This is a genomic window from Rhizobium sp. S163 (assembly GCF_030380805.1).
In the GTDB taxonomy this organism is placed as follows: Bacteria; Pseudomonadota; Alphaproteobacteria; order Rhizobiales; family Rhizobiaceae; genus Rhizobium.
The window spans coordinates 142,276-159,700 of record NZ_JAUDSA010000007.1 but is presented as its reverse complement, the minus strand read 5'-3'; the positions used below and the strand labels follow the sequence as shown (position 1 = coordinate 159,700).

At 57.8% G+C, this 17,425-nt stretch carries 18 protein-coding genes; 6 read left to right on the top strand and 12 right to left on the bottom strand.

Features of this window, described 5'->3' with window-relative positions; genetic code table 11:
• The first annotated feature begins 10 nt into the window (after positions 1 to 10).
• Positions 11 to 817 carry a PhnD/SsuA/transferrin family substrate-binding protein gene (locus tag QTL96_RS09400; protein WP_289727554.1) on the top strand — a complete coding sequence of 269 codons (807 nt, stop codon included), beginning with the start codon at positions 11 to 13 and terminating at the stop codon, positions 815 to 817.
• On the opposite strand, the gene QTL96_RS09395 is transcribed toward QTL96_RS09400, so the two are convergent.
• Genes QTL96_RS09395 through QTL96_RS09375 form a run of 5 tightly spaced genes read right to left on the bottom strand, consistent with a single transcriptional unit; the run spans position 799 to position 6,164 of the window.
• Complete coding sequence (locus tag QTL96_RS09395; protein WP_289727553.1) at positions 799 to 1,767, bottom strand: oligopeptide/dipeptide ABC transporter ATP-binding protein; 969 nt, start codon at positions 1,765 to 1,767, stop codon at positions 799 to 801. The two genes, QTL96_RS09400 and QTL96_RS09395, sit on opposite strands and share 19 nt — an antisense overlap.
• Positions 1,764 to 2,738 carry an ABC transporter ATP-binding protein gene (locus QTL96_RS09390; protein WP_289727552.1) on the bottom strand — a complete coding sequence of 325 codons (975 nt, stop codon included), beginning with the start codon at positions 2,736 to 2,738 and terminating at the stop codon, positions 1,764 to 1,766. The genes QTL96_RS09395 and QTL96_RS09390 overlap by 4 nt, the downstream gene beginning before the upstream one ends.
• The gene (locus QTL96_RS09385) at positions 2,735 to 3,592 is read right to left on the bottom strand and encodes an ABC transporter permease (RefSeq protein WP_289727551.1); all 858 of its coding nucleotides are present in this window, start codon (positions 3,590 to 3,592) and stop codon (positions 2,735 to 2,737) included. The genes QTL96_RS09390 and QTL96_RS09385 overlap by 4 nt, the downstream gene beginning before the upstream one ends.
• Positions 3,573 to 4,547, bottom strand: a complete 975-nt coding sequence (locus QTL96_RS09380) for an ABC transporter permease (protein WP_289727550.1) — start codon at positions 4,545 to 4,547, stop codon at positions 3,573 to 3,575. Before QTL96_RS09380 ends, QTL96_RS09385 begins: the two co-directional genes overlap by 20 nt.
• A gap of 42 nt (positions 4,548 to 4,589) precedes the next feature.
• On the bottom strand, positions 4,590 to 6,164 hold the full coding sequence (locus tag QTL96_RS09375; protein WP_289727549.1) for an ABC transporter substrate-binding protein: 1,575 nt from the start codon (positions 6,162 to 6,164) through the stop codon (positions 4,590 to 4,592).
• 224 nt (positions 6,165 to 6,388) lie between these two features.
• On the opposite strand from QTL96_RS09375, the gene QTL96_RS09370 reads away from it, so the two are divergent.
• The 3 genes from QTL96_RS09370 (at position 6,389) to QTL96_RS09360 (ending at position 8,401) form a co-directional block, all read left to right on the top strand.
• A complete protein-coding gene (locus QTL96_RS09370) occupies positions 6,389 to 7,423 on the top strand; it encodes a fatty acid desaturase (protein ID WP_289727548.1) in 1,035 nt (344 codons plus the stop codon).
• 33 nt (positions 7,424 to 7,456) lie between these two features.
• Complete coding sequence (locus QTL96_RS09365) at positions 7,457 to 7,942, top strand: Lrp/AsnC family transcriptional regulator (protein WP_112821979.1); 486 nt, start codon at positions 7,457 to 7,459, stop codon at positions 7,940 to 7,942.
• Between the two features lie 336 nt (positions 7,943 to 8,278).
• Positions 8,279 to 8,401 carry a hypothetical protein gene (locus QTL96_RS09360; RefSeq protein WP_289727547.1) on the top strand — a complete coding sequence of 41 codons (123 nt, stop codon included), beginning with the start codon at positions 8,279 to 8,281 and terminating at the stop codon, positions 8,399 to 8,401.
• 186 nt (positions 8,402 to 8,587) lie between these two features.
• On the opposite strand, the gene QTL96_RS09355 is transcribed toward QTL96_RS09360, so the two are convergent.
• Entirely contained in the window at positions 8,588 to 9,265 is a 678-nt protein-coding gene (locus QTL96_RS09355; RefSeq protein ID WP_289727546.1) for a dimethylsulfonioproprionate lyase family protein, read from the bottom strand.
• 291 nt (positions 9,266 to 9,556) lie between these two features.
• On the opposite strand from QTL96_RS09355, the gene QTL96_RS09350 reads away from it, so the two are divergent.
• Positions 9,557 to 9,952, top strand: a complete 396-nt coding sequence (locus QTL96_RS09350) for a hypothetical protein (RefSeq protein WP_289727545.1) — start codon at positions 9,557 to 9,559, stop codon at positions 9,950 to 9,952.
• A gap of 159 nt (positions 9,953 to 10,111) precedes the next feature.
• Here QTL96_RS09350 and QTL96_RS09345 read toward each other — a convergent pair whose 3' ends face one another.
• The 4 genes from QTL96_RS09345 to QTL96_RS09330 are packed head-to-tail and all read right to left on the bottom strand — an operon-like array spanning position 10,112 to position 14,331.
• On the bottom strand, positions 10,112 to 11,449 hold the full coding sequence (locus QTL96_RS09345) for an LLM class flavin-dependent oxidoreductase (RefSeq protein ID WP_289727544.1): 1,338 nt from the start codon (positions 11,447 to 11,449) through the stop codon (positions 10,112 to 10,114).
• Between the two features lie 13 nt (positions 11,450 to 11,462).
• The gene (locus QTL96_RS09340) at positions 11,463 to 12,191 is read right to left on the bottom strand and encodes an ABC transporter ATP-binding protein (RefSeq protein WP_112942282.1); all 729 of its coding nucleotides are present in this window, start codon (positions 12,189 to 12,191) and stop codon (positions 11,463 to 11,465) included.
• The gene (locus QTL96_RS09335) at positions 12,188 to 13,051 is read right to left on the bottom strand and encodes an ABC transporter permease (protein WP_289727543.1); all 864 of its coding nucleotides are present in this window, start codon (positions 13,049 to 13,051) and stop codon (positions 12,188 to 12,190) included. The genes QTL96_RS09340 and QTL96_RS09335 overlap by 4 nt, the downstream gene beginning before the upstream one ends.
• Positions 13,051 to 14,331, bottom strand: coding sequence for an ABC transporter substrate-binding protein (locus tag QTL96_RS09330; protein WP_289727542.1), 1,281 nt, complete (start codon positions 14,329 to 14,331; stop codon positions 13,051 to 13,053). Before QTL96_RS09330 ends, QTL96_RS09335 begins: the two co-directional genes overlap by 1 nt.
• Here QTL96_RS09330 and QTL96_RS09325 point away from each other — a divergent pair.
• The gene (locus QTL96_RS09325) at positions 14,284 to 15,639 is read left to right on the top strand and encodes an LLM class flavin-dependent oxidoreductase (protein WP_289727541.1); all 1,356 of its coding nucleotides are present in this window, start codon (positions 14,284 to 14,286) and stop codon (positions 15,637 to 15,639) included. The genes QTL96_RS09330 and QTL96_RS09325 overlap by 48 nt on opposite strands.
• Here the strand turns inward: QTL96_RS09325 and QTL96_RS09320 are convergent, their stop codons facing one another.
• Positions 15,640 to 16,293: a methionine ABC transporter permease gene (locus QTL96_RS09320; RefSeq protein WP_132669616.1), complete on the bottom strand. Its 654-nt coding sequence runs from the start codon at positions 16,291 to 16,293 to the stop codon at positions 15,640 to 15,642.
• Positions 16,274 to 17,359, bottom strand: coding sequence for a methionine ABC transporter ATP-binding protein (locus QTL96_RS09315; protein ID WP_289727540.1), 1,086 nt, complete (start codon positions 17,357 to 17,359; stop codon positions 16,274 to 16,276). Before QTL96_RS09315 ends, QTL96_RS09320 begins: the two co-directional genes overlap by 20 nt.
• Between the last annotated feature and the right edge of the window lie 66 nt (positions 17,360 to 17,425).

Sequence of the window (17,425 nt, the reverse complement as noted above, 5' to 3'; positions counted from 1 at the left end):
AGCATCCGACATGTCCGTTGCCAGCCTTGCCATGTATGCCAGCCCCGCACCGATCGCACAGGCGACAAGACTGTTCTGGCAGGCTCTGGGCACGCGCATCCGCTCGCTTGGCCTGCAAGCTCCACAGGCGCTGGACGAGGCCATCCGTTATGACGAGGCGTGGCTTCGATCTGATCTGCTTTTTGCCCAGACCTGTGGCTATCCCTACGTCCGCAAACTGCGCGGGCAGGTGCGCCTGGTGGCAACGCCGGTCTATGGGCTGCCTGGTTGTGATGGACCCCTGAAATGTAGCTTCATCGTCGTCAACGCCAACTCGCCATTCGAAACGATCGCGGACCTGCGCGGCAAGCGTGCCGCAATAAATGAACCCGGCAGCAATTCGGGCTACAATCTTTTCCGCCACCTTGTCGCACCTCACGCGATCAATGGACGCTTCTTCTCGTCGGTGATCGAGACGGGAGGGCACCTGGCGAGCATCGATGCGGTGACGCACGGCACGGCGGACGTCGCATCGATCGACTGTGTCACTTTCGGCAACACATTGCGCTTTTCGCCCGACCGGGTCGCAGGCGTTCGGGTCTTGGCCGAAACAGCCAAAGGGCCCGGACTGCCGTTTATCACCGCGGCTTCGAACCCGTTGAGCAATCTTAGTATTCTTCGTCAGGCCTTGGCCGAAACGATCTCGGATCCCGATCTTGCCGATGTCACCGACACGCTGTCGCTTCGCGACATCGCTTTGCTCGACGATGCCGACTACGAGGCCTTGGCTGATCTTGATCGCGAGGCTGCTCGGCATGGCTACCCCGAAATTGCCTGAGAGGAGTTGGCTGAAGCAGTGGCAAGCGGAAAATGGCATGCCACGCTGCGATCGTTCTGACCTGGTCTAAGGCGGGGGATCTGGCTCGCACAGACCGCTTGCGCTACCGGACAGCGCTTGTGAAAACGGCAGCCAGAAGGCGGATTGCTGGCGCTTGGCACTTCGCCCTTCAGCAACCTGCGTTCGCGACGACGGGCGCTATCAAGTGTGAGGTTGGCCGAAAACAAGGCCTGCGTATAGGGATGAGCGGGAGCGTTGAAGAGCTCGGCAGTCGGCCCGGTTTCGACAATCTGACCGAGATACATGACGGCCACACGATCGGTGACGCGCCCCACGACGTTCAGATTGTGAGAGATCAGCAAGTAGCTGAGCCCAAGAGGGCCGCGCAGGCCGCGCAACAGGTTCAGGAGATCTCCTTGCACCGAGATGTCTAGACCAGCAGTTGGTTCATCGGCAACGATGATCGAGGGCTCCGTGGCAAGCGCTCTAACCAGCGCCACGCGGCGGGCTTGCCCGCCACTCAGTTGGTGAGGGTAGCGCTCAAGAAGCTGATCGCCAAGGCCGATGCTGCGCGCAAGCGTCACGATCCTTTCCCAATTTTGCGGGTTATGTCGACGGCGGATCTTCAACGGCTCCGCCAGAAGCGATTGCACTGTCATTCGAGGTGACAACGAAGCACCCGGATCCTGGAAAAGCAGCTGGATCTTGCTTCGTCGGTCCACGGGACGTTGACCGGTGTCGTCCGCTCGCAAGCCGTCTTCGACGCACAGCGAACCGCCCGCGAGCGGTTGCAACCCTGCAATCGCACGTGCAAGTGAGGATTTGCCGCAGCCGCTTTCGCCAACGAGGCCCAGTGTTTCTCCCTTGCGCAGTTCCAGCGATACGCCGTCAACTGCCGTCAGCCTGCCGTAGCGGATCGTGGCATCCTTCAAGGTCAGGGCATTCATCATGCCGCCTCCAGCCAGCACCGATAGGCGTGACCACCCTCCACACGTTTCGTGCGAGGCTTCTCAAGACAAAGCTCATGGCGGCTCGCACAGCGCGCGGCAAAGATGCAGCCCGGGGGACGATGGGAAAGGTCGGGCACGCTGCCGGCAATTGTCGCAAGATCCTTTGAAGGATCAAAGGGGACATAAGGATCGATCTCGCAGGCAAGCAGTGCCCGGGTGTAGGGATGACGAGGCTGACGCAGCACACTGTCGACCGGCCCGCTTTCGACAACCGTGCCCGCATACATGACCACGACGCTGTCGCAAAGTTCTGCGATCAGACCCAGGCTATGGCTGACAACCAACATTGAGGCTGAGGTGCGTCGACGAAGGCGGTGCAGCATCTCGACCACCTGCGCCTCCACGGTGGCATCGAGAGCAGTGGTCGGTTCATCGGCGATCAGGAGCTTGGGCTCGACAAGCAGTGCCATGGCAATCACCACGCGCTGGCGCATGCCGCCCGAAAATTCATGTGGGTAGCGCTTCATCCGCTGTGCTGCATCCTGCACACCAACGTCAGTGAGCATGGCTTCAGCGCGTGCCCAAAGTGCTTGCCGACCTTCTCTCGGGAAGCGTCGCCGCTGGACGTCGACGAGTTGCGTACCGATGGTGAACATTGGGTTCAAGGCCGTCATCGGATCCTGGAAAATCATCGCAACATCGGCGCCGCGCAATCGGGCGATGTCGGCGGTGCCAAGCCTCTGCTCAAGCCCGTCGAAGGTGACCCGGCCGGCCGAAACCTCCGCATTTTCGGCAAGCAGTCCGAGAATGGCGAAAGCAATCGTCGATTTTCCGCTACCACTTTCACCGACAAGGCCGACGGACTGTCCGTAGCCGATTTCAAGGTCAACGCCATCAAGGACGTGAGTAGATTGACCGCCGGCGCGATAAGACACGCCAAGGTTCTCGATGCTGAGCAAAGGGGGTTTCAATGGGCCCTCCTCAGTTTAGGGTCGAGCGTGTCTCGCATGGCCTCGCCAAGCAGTGCAAAGCCCAGGGTGGCAAAGATCAATGAGAGGCCGGAAAAAGTCGCAAGCCACGGAGACTGGTCGAGATAGGTGTAGCCGTCATTTAAAAGATTGCCCCAACTGGCCAGTGGCGGCCGCACGCCGAGGCCGAGGAAGCTCAGACCTGCCTCGATCGTGATCACAACAGGAATGTCCATGCATGCCAGTACAAAGATCGGGCCAATGATATTCGGAACGACGTGATGGAGCACGATCCGCCACGTCTGTGCGCCAAGCACTTTTTCCGCTTCTATGAAGGCGCTGTTCTTGATCGCGATTGTCTGGGCCCTGGCTACGCGACCGAAATGCGGAATGAAGACGATGCTGACGAGAAGAACGACATTGCCGAGACCTGGTCCCAGGACCGCCACGAGCGAAAGGGCGAGAATGATACTTGGAAACGAGGTAACGAGGTCGAATATTCCCACGATGACAAGATCCACGGCTCGCGGAGCTAACGCCGACAGGACGCCAAGTGCGACACCCGCGGTCAACGATATGGCAATGACCGAGAGCGAGACGCCAAGCGCCACGCGAGTTCCGAATATCAGGCGGCTCATTATATCGCGACCAAGCTGGTCCGTACCAAACAGGTGCTCTAGCGAGGGCCTCATCAGGCGGGTTGCCGGGGCGATCGCGTTGGGGCCATAGGGCGAAATCAAGGGTCCGGCGATCGCGACGAGACACAGCAGAGACACGGCAAGAAGGGCAAACGTTCCACCCGGTCGACGGGAGAGGTTGATGATTATTGCCATGTCGCTAAGCCCGCCCGGAAACAAGGCGCGTGCGCTCGCGAGGGTCAATCAGGCTCTGGCTGAAATCACTGATCAGGTTGGTGAGCACGTAAAGAGAAACGATGACGAAAACGCCTCCCTGAACAACCGGATAGTTGCGGGTGCGAATTGCATCATAGACCAGCGATCCCAGTCCCGGCCGATTGAAGATGACTTCCGCGAAGACAGCTCCGCCCAAAAGCTCACCAAAGCCCATGCCGAGCACTGCTATCGTCGGCAAGGCAGCTGGCTTCAGGGCATATTTCATCAAGATTTTTGCTTCACTGATACCATAGGCACGCAACGTGCGGATATGGTTCTCGGTCAGCACCTCGAGCAATGACGACCGCAGCAGGCGGGCAATGTAGCCGACCCAACCAGCAGCTAGGGCTAAGGTCGGCAGAACCAGATGCCAAAGCTGGTCTGCGATGTTTCCATCGTCTCCGGCGCCAAGAACTGGAAACCAGCGCAGCGTCACGGCAAATAGCATGAGCATGAAGATCGAAACGACAAAACTGGGCGTCGAGATGAAGCCGATGCTGAAAAAGGCGATGAGACGATCGACCCGGCCACCGGCACAGCGTGCCGAAACCAGCGCCAGCGGCACGCCGAGGATGATAGCAACGGCAATGGCACAGATAGCCAGCGCTGCCGTGTTGGGAAGAGCTGCTGCGACAAGTGAGGACACAGGGCGGCCGTTGAAGATATCTTGACCCAGGTCGCCGCAAATCAACCGCGCCAGGAACCCCATGACCTGGTCGAAGAGAGGTTTGTCCAGCCCCATCCGGCCATTGAGCAGCGCGACCGCTTCAGGTGTCGCTCGCGACCCTAGGATCACCGTTGCCGGATCACCCGGTATCAGGCGCGTCAAAGAAAGGAGAATGACAACGGAGCCGGCCACAGCAAGAAGGGATGTGGCCAGCTTGAGACCGAAATGGATCGGAAGCGAAGCAAATTTCAAGACAGCGCTTCCCACTTCGTCATTGACAGGATGCCCACGAGATCAGGCCGTCACGTCGGAGAATGCGGTGTAGAGCCAGTTGTTGCCGTTCGGCAGAACGCCGGGCTTCAGCCACTTGCGAGAGGCAAAGGCATTAAGATTGTGCGTGATCCAGATGAACGCTGCAGATTCGTCGAGCAGTTTTTGCGCGTCGATATAGATCCTTTCACGCTCAGCTGGGTCGACCGTGACACCACCTTTTTCATGGAGGGCATCGAAATCTGCATTCCTCCAACGTTGCCAGTTCCATTGGCCCACCTGGTCCGACGTGAACCACTGGGTCTGAAAGCCCGGATCGAACTTTCCATTGTATTTGATCAAGGACAGCTCTAGGTCCTTACTGGCGTCGTTATTGCCAAGTGCCCAGTAAGCAGCCGATTCCAGCGCCTCGATTTCGACTTCGATGCCAACATCTGCCAGGTTGGCCTGGATGATCTGAGCAATCGCTTCGTTTCTGGCGCCAGCCTCAATGGTAAGCTTGGTTTTGAAGCCGTCACCTTGACCAGCCTCGGCAAGCAGGGCCTTGGCCTTTTCGAGATCGCGCGCATAGACCGGCGCATCTTTCCAGTATCCAAGCAGGCTTGGCGCCAGCAAGGCGTTGGCTCGCGGGTAGATCCCGGAATAGGCACCCTGCAGGATCGCGTCGACATCAACTGCATATCGGATTGCCTGACGCACACGCAGATCATCGAAGGGCGCTTTTTCAATGTTTGGACCGAACCAAACATAGTCGATCGCGGGTATCTCGGTGACCGTGGCGTCAGGCTGATCGCCCAAAGCCTTGCCGTTTTCCGGGTCGATTGCGGTAAAATCGATCTCCCCAGCCTTGAAAGCGATCTCGGCGGTCTTCTGCTCGCCGATCGGTCTACCGACGATTTGCTGGAAATGCGGCTTGATCGGCCCCTTGTAGGTGGGATTGATCTCCAGCACGAACTGCTCGCGCGGAACCCATTCCTTGAGGATGTAAGGACCGCTGCCGACCAGCTTCGTGGAGACCTGCTTGCCCAGTGCCTCGAAGGCTTTTCTGGACACGATACGGCCGGATCCGTCTGCAAGCGCGATCGTGTAAAGCGCGGGTGCCGGCTTTTTCAGGATGATTTTCCCCTCCAAGGGGCTGATGACGTCGACCCGTTCGAGCGCCGCCCAATCTTTGGCATAGGTCACCGGCTTACCGTCGGCATCCGGCTTGATGAACCGTTCAAAGGAGAACTTTACATCATCAGCGGTCAAGGCGCCGTAGCCATCTGTGAAGATCAATCCATCTCGAAGCTTGAAGTGGATTTCGGTGTCGCTGACCTGCGTCAGTTCTTGCGCGGCGTCAAGTTGCCATTCCGTCGATCCAGGCTTGAAGGATATCAGACCCTGCTGAACCGACCAGATCACATTAAGGTCGACGGGGCCGGAGCGATTGGCGGGATCGAGGTTCGATAGATCTTTCTCGACACGCACGACAATCTTGTTCCGGTCAGAGCCGGAAAAGGCGGGGCTGGCGCCGCCTAAGGCGACAATGGCCGCGAGTGATGCGCCGCCGAAAAGGACCTGACGACGTGTGCTTTTAAATGACATGTAATCCCCCACGTACCGAACTCGGAACCGCAAACCGGCCCGAGCGCTTGATTGAATGTCGGGATTAAAGCCAGTAATTCACTAAATACATAGACTAAATATTCCTCGCAAAGCCGCTATTTCGCAACCGCGTTTCCTTTTCCTTGCTTTCAAGGCAAAGCGATGCGGCGCGTCACGGTGCCCGTCTTCTTATAGTGCCGGCTCACAAAGACGCTCGTTGTTTGCGGAATCACATCATGTCTAATCAATCGCCTTCAGACCGCTATCCGCCAACGGTAGCGCGCTCGGCTATCGCGCGCGTCGAATGGCCGACGGCTCTCCTTGCAATGGGAATATACAGCGGGTTCTTGCTGCTGACATACTTTTGGGCGTCGCTTCCGCTCGTCGCCGTCATCGCCGCCGGTGGCTGGCTCGTTGCCTGGCATGGATCTTTGCAACATGAAGTCATCCATGGGCACCCAACACGTAACCAGCGCTTGAACGACGCAATTGGCTGGCCACCCCTGTCCCTGTGGCTTCCCTATGCGATCTACCGGGAGGGACACCTGGTCCACCATCGCGACGAGCACCTGACTGATCCGATCGAAGATCCAGAATCATCCTACTTTACGCAGGCCACCTGGAATGCCCTGGGATGGTTCGGTCGATCCCTGGCGGACTGGAATACGACATTGCTCGGAAGGCTGACGATCGGTCCTATCGTCATGATCGGTAACTTTCTGGTCGAGGAGGCGATACTCATCGTGCGTGGCGACAAGCGGAGACTTCGACTGTGGTGCGTGCACAGTTTAGGTGTCTGCCTTGTCCTCACCTGGGTTCTCGTCGTCTGTGCAATGCCTCTTTGGCTTTACCTGATCGGCTTTGTCTATGTCGGTGCCGCGCTAACGCGACTTCGCTCCTACGCCGAGCACCGTTATGCCGATCACCATAGCGAGCGAACGGCGATCGTCGAAAACAGCCCGCTTTTCGGGCTGCTATTCTTGTATAATAATCTGCACGTTCTTCACCATCTGCGTCCGGGCATACCGTGGTATCAGATCCCTAAGATCTACCGCGACAACCGTAGCGCATTTGTCGCGGCCAATGGCGGGCTCGTCTATGATGGCTACGCCGATGTGGCCCGGCGGTTCCTTTTTAAACCGCACGATGATCCGCGTCATCCCAACCACCGCAATGCCGGTAGCTCCGAAACTACTTCTTTTCAGCGGGCCGGCGGCAATTCGAGCGACAATTCGGCGGGTCGAAGGACCACCCTGGTGGCGACGGACTGACGTCGTACCCAGGACGTTTTCAAGGAGCATATAATGGATCGGCTCGATCGAAAAATCCTCGCGCTGTTGCAGGAAGATGCAACTTTGCCCGTCACTGATGTCGCTCGGCAAGTCGGCCTGTCTACAACACCGTGCTGGAGACGCATTCAGAAGATGGAGGAGGACGGGGTTATCAAGGAACGGGTCGCGATCCTCGATCCTGAAAAGATCAACGCCGGCATCACGATTTTCGTGTCTATTAATACCAGCACTCATTCAGTCGAATGGCTTGACGATTTCTCACGCCATGTCACGTCGCTTTCAGAAGTTGTCGAGGTCTATCGCATGAGTGGGGACGTCGACTATCTGTTGAGGGTGCTTGTGCCGAACATGTCGGCGATCGATGCATTCCACAAGCGGCTGGTTTCAAAATTGGATATCCGAACTGTCTCGTTGTCCTTTGCGATCGAGAAGATCAAGTATGCGACGCAGCTGCCACTCGAGTATATGCAGCTCTCCAGCTCGCGGTACTCCGGATAGGCAAAGGCCGAACGCGAAGACGGACAAGGCGAGTATCTGCGCCACTGATGAAGTCGCTGACCGATCAGTTCAGTCGCGCTCCAAGAAACATTGATCTGCATGACCTGCCAGCAAACGGGCACATCGCATTCAAGGTAATGGCAAGTGCCGAACCGATCCAATGGAAGGCGATTGCAAGTAACGCCAACGGGGAAGGTGAAAGGCTAATCGAGAGATAAGGGCGCAGAAGCATTGTAGTTGAATGAGCGCGGCTGGATAGCCCTTGCAGAAATACCATCGCAGGTTACTCTGCCTTCAGGGATTCGATTCACGCAGTTGAACTGGGAGGGAATCAGGATGCATCAGAAGAACGAGTATTTTTGGGAAGACGAGCCCATCGAGTTTTTGCTGCTTGCATCCACGTTGGCTGGGGCAACGATCGTCGCAGGCGCCGTGATGGTCATCATGGCTTTTCTTTGAGAAATGCCGCACGATTTTGAGCGAACGTCACACCATTATAACGGCGCTTGGTCAGAGCCCGATATGGATGGTCCAGCGCATGCAACTCCTTGACGGATTGTGTCTCGGATTGTTGGGTCTCTAGTTTAACAGCACCGATGAGCACACTCCAGGCGATCGCGTACTGTCTGGCAAGGCGCCAAGCAGCTACTTGAAGCCTTCCTCGAGCTGGCACCAGACGGCAAGTAGTGGCTGCGAGGTGCATCGTATTGCGAAGGTCTGCGCTTCCTCAACCGCAAAGACCGATCCGGCATCAGCCTTCATCCATGCTTCCCCATCGATGCATATCTCCGATGGGCTCAGCATTACGAATGCCTTTGAGCGTGCCTGCACATTATCGGGGAACCGGGTATAGGGTTCCATGAGGATCAGACAGATCCTGATGTCCGGGCGCGTCTCAAGCCCTGAAGGTCCAACCAGGACGCTGTGTGCGTGTGCTTTCGAGAAGTTTACGCTGGCAAATGGACCAGATCGGCCGCTCTTCCATACAATATGCCGGCTGAGATTGGCGAGCGCATTTGCCAAGCTCGGTCCTGGTCGGACGGATCTCTGAGCGTGGCGCACCGCTGTTTCGAATGACTGCTTGCGTTGCGCCGCCTCTTCCAGATTGAAGCTCCCTGTTCGTTCTGTGCGCTGAAGCACTTTGCCTGCAATGAAGCTGGCCGTTGAAGAAGCGTCAGACGACAACATTACGGAAGCTAAGGCATTGAGGAAGGCTTGCAACTCGTTCGGCCGACGAACCCCGCCTCGCACGACAAGCCTTGCCACCACACCGTCCTTCTCCGTCACAAGGAGGTCCGCGGAGTGGTCGGTCTTCTTACTCATTCACTCGGATCCACATCTGGCTCGTTGTCGAGATCGCTCAGGTCTTGCGATACCTGCACCAGGGGCTGTGTTAGCCACGACTGCCATCTGGAAGCAAGCCCAAGGAGCGTTTGAACTGGTAGCGTATGAATATTACCCTCATCCAGCGTTGGATCGAACCTTTCATGCGGGCATTGCGCTGGAGCGCCAGGAATGATCATCTGTAGAGGCTCGCCTACTTCAAGAGGCCTTTCTGGTCTTGAACATTTATTGCCGAGTGCCGATCTACGTTGAGTGTCAGGAGCCATTCTCATGCTTGCCGTTATCGTGTCTGTCTGCGCCTCGATTTGCGCGATCGTCTATATTCGTTACTATGCCTTGAAAACCAGGCTGACCGAAAAGTCGATCGACGAAGCAATCGCCAGAAGGCTTCAGGCTTCACCCGTGATGGCGGAGGTCCGTGATCTGCGCGAACTCAACGGCGTGATACGAAACTTGCTTATCGACATTGTCGAAGCGGAAGATATGAAGCCGCAGAGCGCCATCGGGGAAATCTCGCAACAAGAGCGAAAGCGACTGGTCTTGATCAGGGAGACGAGACGTCGTGAGATCTACGCGGAGGCGCTTGTCGTTCTGCGTCAGGCAGATGTTTCAGCACCTGGAACGAGGGTCGAACGGGCGCACGGCAATCAAAGGCCGAATTTTTAAAAGCCTTGATTGGATGACCCGCCGCTCTAGTCCTCGTCCAGCCGTGCCGTCAAAAGATGAGCATGCTGCCATCACTGGCGCTACGTCCCAAAAGCGGGAGCGCGACCATACCCCATCGTGCTAGTTTGAAGAACACCAGCGAGGTTAGGCTAGGTTAGCCTAGGCTGAACGAGCCAGTGTTGCGTCAACGCCGACCGCGCCCAAACCGAAATGTGATCGCAGTGTCGAGCCCTGATAGTCCAGCCTGAACAGTCCGCGCTTTTGCAGGAGGGGAACGACCTCTTCAGCAAACAATTTGAGCTGGCTGTTGATGATCGGCGGCATCACGTTGAAGCCGTCCGCCGCGCCGGACTGGAACCATTCCTGGATGAGGTCTGCGATTTCGTCCGGCGTGCCTGCAACCGCAAGGTGGCCACGCGCACCGGCCAATTTGCGCAGCAATTGCCGAAGGGTGAGTTTTTCGCGAAGCGTCATTTCGACGTAGCCAATGACCCGGCTTCTGGATGCTTCGACAGCGTTAGGGTCGGGGAAGTCACCCGCGGCAAGTGGTCGATCAAGCGGTATGTGACTGAAATCATGGCCGCCAAAACGCGCTGAAAGTCTTGTCAAGCCGACTTCCGTACTCGTCAGGGCATCGAGTTCCTCCCATACCTGTTCAGCTTCCTTCTTGGTCGAACCGATCGCGGCGCTGATACCAGGCAAGACCACGATGTCTTCGGGTCTGCGACCATAGGCGACGGCCCGGTTCTTCACATCCGAATAGAACGTCTTGGCGCTATCTATTGCCATGTGAGCGGTGAAAATTGCTTCTGCCCAGCGTGCGGCGAAAGACCGTCCGGTATCTGACTGCCCTGCCTGAATATAGACGGGCCGTCCTTGAGGACTGCCCGGGACATTGAGGGGCCCTTTCGTTTTATAGTGGCTACCCTCGTAGTTGGCGGGCCGCATCCGGTTCGTGTCGAGGTAACGGCCGGCTTCACGGTCATCGACGACGGCATCGGCCGGGAAGCTCTTCCAGAGCGCGTCGACAGCCTCGACGAACTCTTCGGCGAGCCGATAGCGATCGCCGTGGTCGACGTTTTGCGCAAGGCCGTAGTTGGCACCGGCTTCTGGCGCCCATGACGTGACGATGTTCCAACCCGCGCGTCCCTTGGACAGGTGGTCAAGCGTGGCGAATTGACGTGCAAGCGTATAGGGAAGGCTGTAGGTCGTCGATGCCGTTCCTATCAGCCCGATTTTCTTCGTATGTGCGGCCAGTAGCGAAAGGAGCACAATCGGCTCCAATGATCCCGACGATGCGAGACCGCTGCTGTTGCCGGCCGCAAGCGTATCGGCGAGAAATACCGCATCGAACTTGGCTTCCTCCGCAATTTGAGCAGCCTCGACATAAAGCTCAAGATCGGTGAGGGCCTTGTGGTTGGAACCGGGATGGCGCCATGCGCCTTCGTGGTGACCACGCGACATCAGAAAGAGGTTCAGGTGCAGTTGGCGTGTCATTTATCGTAGCCTTTCAAACTCTATCTGCGCTGACGCCAAAGCTGGTGAGTAGCTTAGCGCGGAGATCGAGCAGTTCGGATTGATGTGACCGCCGCGGATGCGGCAGTGAAATGGCATGGTCTTCCGAAATTCGACCATCTTGCAGAACAAGAATGCGATCGGAGAGCAGGAGCGCCTCATCGACGTCATGAGTGACCAGAATGATCGTTGGCCTCTCACGCTCGACCAGGCGCATCAAAAGTTCCTGCATGCGGATCCGGGTCAAAGCATCAAGGGCGCCGAATGGCTCATCTGCAAGCAGCAGGGAAGGGGAGCGGATCAAGGATCGCGCAAGTGATGCGCGCTGCTTCTGCCCCCCAGAAAGCGTAGACGGCCACACGTGAGCCTTGTCGCCCAGCCCCACCGCCTCGAGCATATCGAGCGCAGTCGACTTCGCATCGGTGCGACGCAGTCCGAGCGTCACATTGTCGATTACCGTTTTCCAAGGCAGCAGCCTCGAATCCTGGAAGAGAACCGATGTGCTGGCGGGTACCTGAAAATGACCTTGGCTCTCGGCATCATCGTCCAGGCCAGCAAGCGCACGCAGCAATGTTGTCTTGCCCGAACCGGATTCACCCAACAGGGAGACAAACTGTCCGTGAGGAATGTCGAGAGACACCCGGTCGAGAATGGTCCTGCCTTCGAAACTCCGCGAGAGGTTGCGAAGCGTGACAGCATTTGGAACGGGGATATGGGCATTCATGATCCGAGCGCTCTCCTGTACGATAGGGCGCGGCTTTCGATGAAACGAACGACAGCATCCGACAAAAGGCCGAGCACGGCATAGATGATGATGCCGACCACGATGATTTCCGTCTGCCCCCAGTCACGCGCTCGGTTCATCAGGTAACCGATGCCCGTCTGCGTGTTGACGAGCTCGAGCACGACCAAAGCTGTCCAACAGAGTGCAACCGCCAGCCGCAGTGACACAAAAAACCCTGGCAACGCTCCTGGCAGTGCAACATGACGGACGAATTCGAGGCGCGAAAGTCCAAGAGTACGCGCGAGTTCGACGTGTCCGATGTCAATGCTGCGTAGGGCTGCGTGGGTATTGATGTAGACAGGCACCAGGACCGCTGTGAAGATCAAGAATACCTTCATCGCCTCGCCGATACCCAGCCAGATGATGACCAATGGGATCAGTGCCAAGGTCGGAACAGCTCTCTTGATCTGGACAATGCCATCGATCAGGGCCTCACCCGTCCTGGTCAGACCGGAAAGCAACGCAAGGATGACGCCTACAAGGACGCCGAGGAAGAGCCCCGAATAGGCACGCGCTGCCGATGCGAGCAGGTGTGGCACCAGCGTACCGTCCACGACCATCTCATAGCCGGTCTTCAGTGCGGTCGATGGCGCTGCAAGCGTGTAGGGTGACAGATAGCCGAGACGGGACGCCAACTCCCACCCGAAGAGAACAAGCAACGGTCCGATCAAACGCGCGCCGCGCGGTAGCTTTCCAGGAACGAGGCGGGCGGGCTTGCGCGGAGCTGTGGCTGTTGGCTCACCTCTTGCTCGCGGCTCTCCGTCGCTCGCCACATATCTTCCATCAACGACGTTTGCCATCAGCTTCCACCTTCACGTGCCTGCTCGATGGTCGCATCAAAGGTATCGACAAACGAACCCTTCGCGTCGAACTGCTCCTTGAGCGAACCTGCCTGGTAGAGAATGTCGATAAGCTTCTGGTGATGCGGGATCGCCTCAGCCGACGTCTGGAAGATAAGTGGCGACTGGCCCTTCAAGATGGCATCTGTGTCTTCCGGCGAAACGCGCTGGAAATCCGAGAAATAGAACTTTGCCCAATCTTTTTCGTGCTCGTTGCTCCATTTTCCGGCGCGCACGAAGGCTGTGAGGAATTTCTTGATTTCCTCAACCTTGACCGGATCGGCCAGCGCCTCGGGACGGGCATAAAAATAGGAGGTGCTTGGCAGAAGCTTGCGTTCCTCGGGATCCAGCACCGGCGACGCCCCAACCTGTTTAACCAGTCTTGTTACGTGCGGCTCCTGGAGAACAGCGACATCGACCGTACCAGACCGGATGGCGTCGGGAAGGTCTGCTACTCGCAGATTGACGAGTTCGACGTCTGAAAGCTTCAGCCCCGCGCGGTTCAGGGCTTCGATCAAGAACACCTGACGTCCAGAACCCTCGACATAGCTGACCTTCTTGCCCTTGAGCTCGGATAGCTTGTTAATGACGAGGCCGGGGCGGCTGGTCAGCCTGTACTGCGCCACTTCGCGGGTAAAAGTTCCGACGATCGGAAGCAAAGTTCCCGACGCCCGCGCCTGGATAGGCGGCGTATCGCCGACATAGGCGATATCGAGGGCGCCTGCACGGATTGCCTCGAGGATGGCAGGTCCTCCAGCGAAGTTCGGAAACTCGATGTTGAAGTCGAGGCTCTTCTTCTGACCGCTTGCATCCAGAAGGTTGCGCACAAGTTCGCTCTGGTCAGCGACAACAAGTTTGGAAGCCGTGTCGGCAGCAAATGACGCACCAGACCAGAAGGCCGCGACAGCTCCAACAAATGCAGCCTGGAAAAGAGTTCTACGTTTCATGTCGTGCGCTCCACCTTCTATCTCAACAAACTTTCCAGGTGGAATGTATAGTAGGACTATCGACTTTGTCGGGATTAGGATTTCAAGTGCGCTTTCACCGGTGTAAAACTCTTCTGACATCACCTTGGATGTTAGAACGCCATTCATTGCGCCGGAGCGCGAGCGAAATAAAACAAAGAGGCCCGCGTCTGGCGTGAAGGGCCGAATGTGGGATTCCATAACAACGGTTGAGGTTGAGATAAAGCGATGAAGCAGATGCAGATCTACGCCTTTGACATGAACTGCGTCGGCCACATAAATCACGGCATGTGGACGCACCCACGCGATCAGTCATTACGCTACACAGATCTCGACTACTGGACGGATCTCGCTCGCACAGCCGAGCGGGGCAAACTTGATGGCGTCTTCCTCGCCGACATTGTCGGTGTCTACGACGTCTATAAGGGGAGCGCTGTACCGGTTATCGAGACAGGCGCACAGATCCCGGTCAACGATCCGATCATTCCGATTTCCGCGATGGCCTATGTGACAAAAAATCTCGGCTTTGGCGTCACCGTCAACACGACCTATGAGCCGCCATTCCTCATGGCACGCCGGATGTCGACGCTGGATCACCTGAAAAAAGGACGGATCGGCTGGAATATCGTCACCGGATATCTGGACAGCGCAGCGCGTAGCATGGGCTACGAAAAGCTCCCCCAACATGATGCACGCTACGATGCTGCGGAGGAGTACCTCGACATCCTCTACAAGCTTTGGGAGGGCAGCTGGGACGATGGCGCAGTGCTGCGCGACAGGGCCAACTGTGTCTTTGCGGATGCATCGAAGGTGCGTGCCGTCACCCACCGAGGCAAGTATTACCAAATGGAGGGCATCCATCTTAGCGAACCCTCTCCGCAGCGCACCCCTGTACTTTTTCAGGCGGGAGCCTCGGCGCGTGGGCAAGACTTCGCTGCTCGCCATGCAGAATGCGTCTTCATCGCCAGCCCGACCCCTCAGTCGGCTCGAGCCACGGTGAATGCGCTACGTGACAAGGCGGCCCGGGCCGGACGGGGCGCAGATGCGTTGCGGGTCCTCAATCTTGTGTCCGTCGTCGTAGGACGTACGAGGCGTGAGGCGCAAGACAAGCTCGAAGACTATCGCCGCCATGCCAGCCTCGAAGCATCCCTTGCCCACTACTCTGCTTCGACAGGTGTGGATTTCGCAAAATACAGTTTGGATGATCCGATTGTGCAGACCTCTACCAACGCCAACCAGTCCGCTCTTTCGGCGATCACCAGCCAGACCTCGAAGCCGGTCACGCTGCGTGACATCGTTGACCAGATGGCGCTTGGCAGTCGAATGAAACCGATCGTTGGCTCGCCGGAAGACGTCGCTGACCGGCTGCAGGCATGGGTCGAGGAAGGCGATATCGATGGGTTCAACCTTGCGCGCACGGTCGCGCCTGAGAGCTTGCGCGATTTCGTCGATCTCGTCGTGCCCGTGCTGCAGGAACGCGCCCTCTTCAAGACCGATTATAGCAAGGGCACGCTTAGAACGAAGCTCTTCGGAGGTGAGGGCAGGATACCTTACGAGCACCCTGCCGCTCGCTTCCGTCGCTGATCAACGATGGTCCAACCTTGCGACCAGACGGTCGCCAAGCCACTGCATGCCACATACGAGCACAATAAGCACCGCCACAACCGCAACCATCACAGCCGTCTCGAACCGTTGATAGCCGTAGCGGATCGCAAGATCACCGAGACCGCCAGCGCCGATTGCTCCAGCCATGGCCGAGGCACCGACCAGCGTGACGAGTGTCACGGTAAACCCTGCCACGATCCCCGGCAGCGCTTCTGGCACCAGAACCTCGCGAATGATGGTCCAGCGATTGCCACCCATCGCGCGCACGGCATCAATGAGCCCTCGATCGACCTCGCGCAGCGAGACTTCCGCAATGCGCGCATAATAGGGCGTTGCAGCGATTGCCAGCGGAACGATTGCAGCCCAGGTGCCGAGCGCTGTACCCACGATGATGCGCGTGAGAGGAATGAGCGCCACCAGCAAGATGATGAAGGGCACGGCACGGAAGCCGTTGACGACGGAGCCAAGGATCCCATTGATCCAGCGGTTCTCGCAAATGCCGCCTTGGCTGGTGGCAATCAGCGCCAGGCCGAGCGGCAGGCCGAAAATCAGTGACAACAAGCCGGAAGCCCCGGTCATCACGATCGTCTCCCAAAGTGAGCGCAGCAATAGGTTAAACATGATCGGTGTCATAGCCGAGGACCTCCACTCGCGCCGAACGCGCCGTCAAAAATTGCTCCACTTTGTCCTTGAGCGTTGGATCGCGCACTGGAACGGCAATGAAGAACCGCGCCACCGGCTGGTTTTGAATGTGCTCAATACCGCCGTGCACCAAACGGAACGAATGCGGCAAGGCCGATGAAAGATCGGCGAACAAAGCGCCCTGTGCCTCCGGGCCGGCAAGGTCGATGCTCAGTATCGCTTCGCTTCCCGCAGTGGGTAAGAGGCGAGCAGCGATGTGCTCGGGCAATTGCGGCCGGCTGCCGGAAAGCAGGCTGCGGCTGATCGCTGTTTTCGGATCAGCAAAAACGGACCATACCTGACCTTCCTCGACAATTCGGCCAGCATCGATGACCGCGACGCGATCAGCAATCGTACGCACAACCTCCATTTCATGGGTGATGAGCAGGATGGTAAGGCCGAGCTTACGATTGATGTCTTTCAAAAGCGCCAGGATCGACCCTGTCGTTTCCGGGTCGAGCGCCGAGGTCGCCTCGTCGGACAGCAGGAGGGCAGGTCGGGCGGCGAGGGCGCGAGCAATGCCGACGCGCTGCTTCTGTCCCCCAGAAAGCGATGCAGGGTAGGCCTTTGCCTTGTCCGCAAGGCCGACGAGATCGAGCAGGTCATGCGCCCTCTCCAATCGCTCGGCCTTTGCAACGCCAGCTATTTTCAAGGGAAGCGCTACGTTATCTTCGACGGTCTTGGCGGCCAACAGATTGAAATGCTGAAAGATCATGCCGACACGCCGGCGCAGAGGCTGCAAATCAGCTTCGCTAAGACCGACGATGCTGCGGCCCTCGATCTTGATCTCCCCGCCATCAGGTCGTTCCAGACCGTTCAGGCAGCGGATCAACGTCGACTTTCCGGCGCCGCTACGGCCGATAATGCCGACGATTTCTCCCTTGCGCACGGTAAGCGAAATGCCGTCGAGCGCAGCGGTTGCGCCGAAACGGCGCCTCACATCGACAAGCCGCACAACCTCATCGGCTCCTGCCTGTTCTGGCGCCTCTATCAGCGCTCCTGAAACATGAGAGTTCATCTTCTTCCCTTCGGAAAATGCTCAAGGCGGCCCGGGTAAGGAACACCCGGACCGCCTCGATTTTGC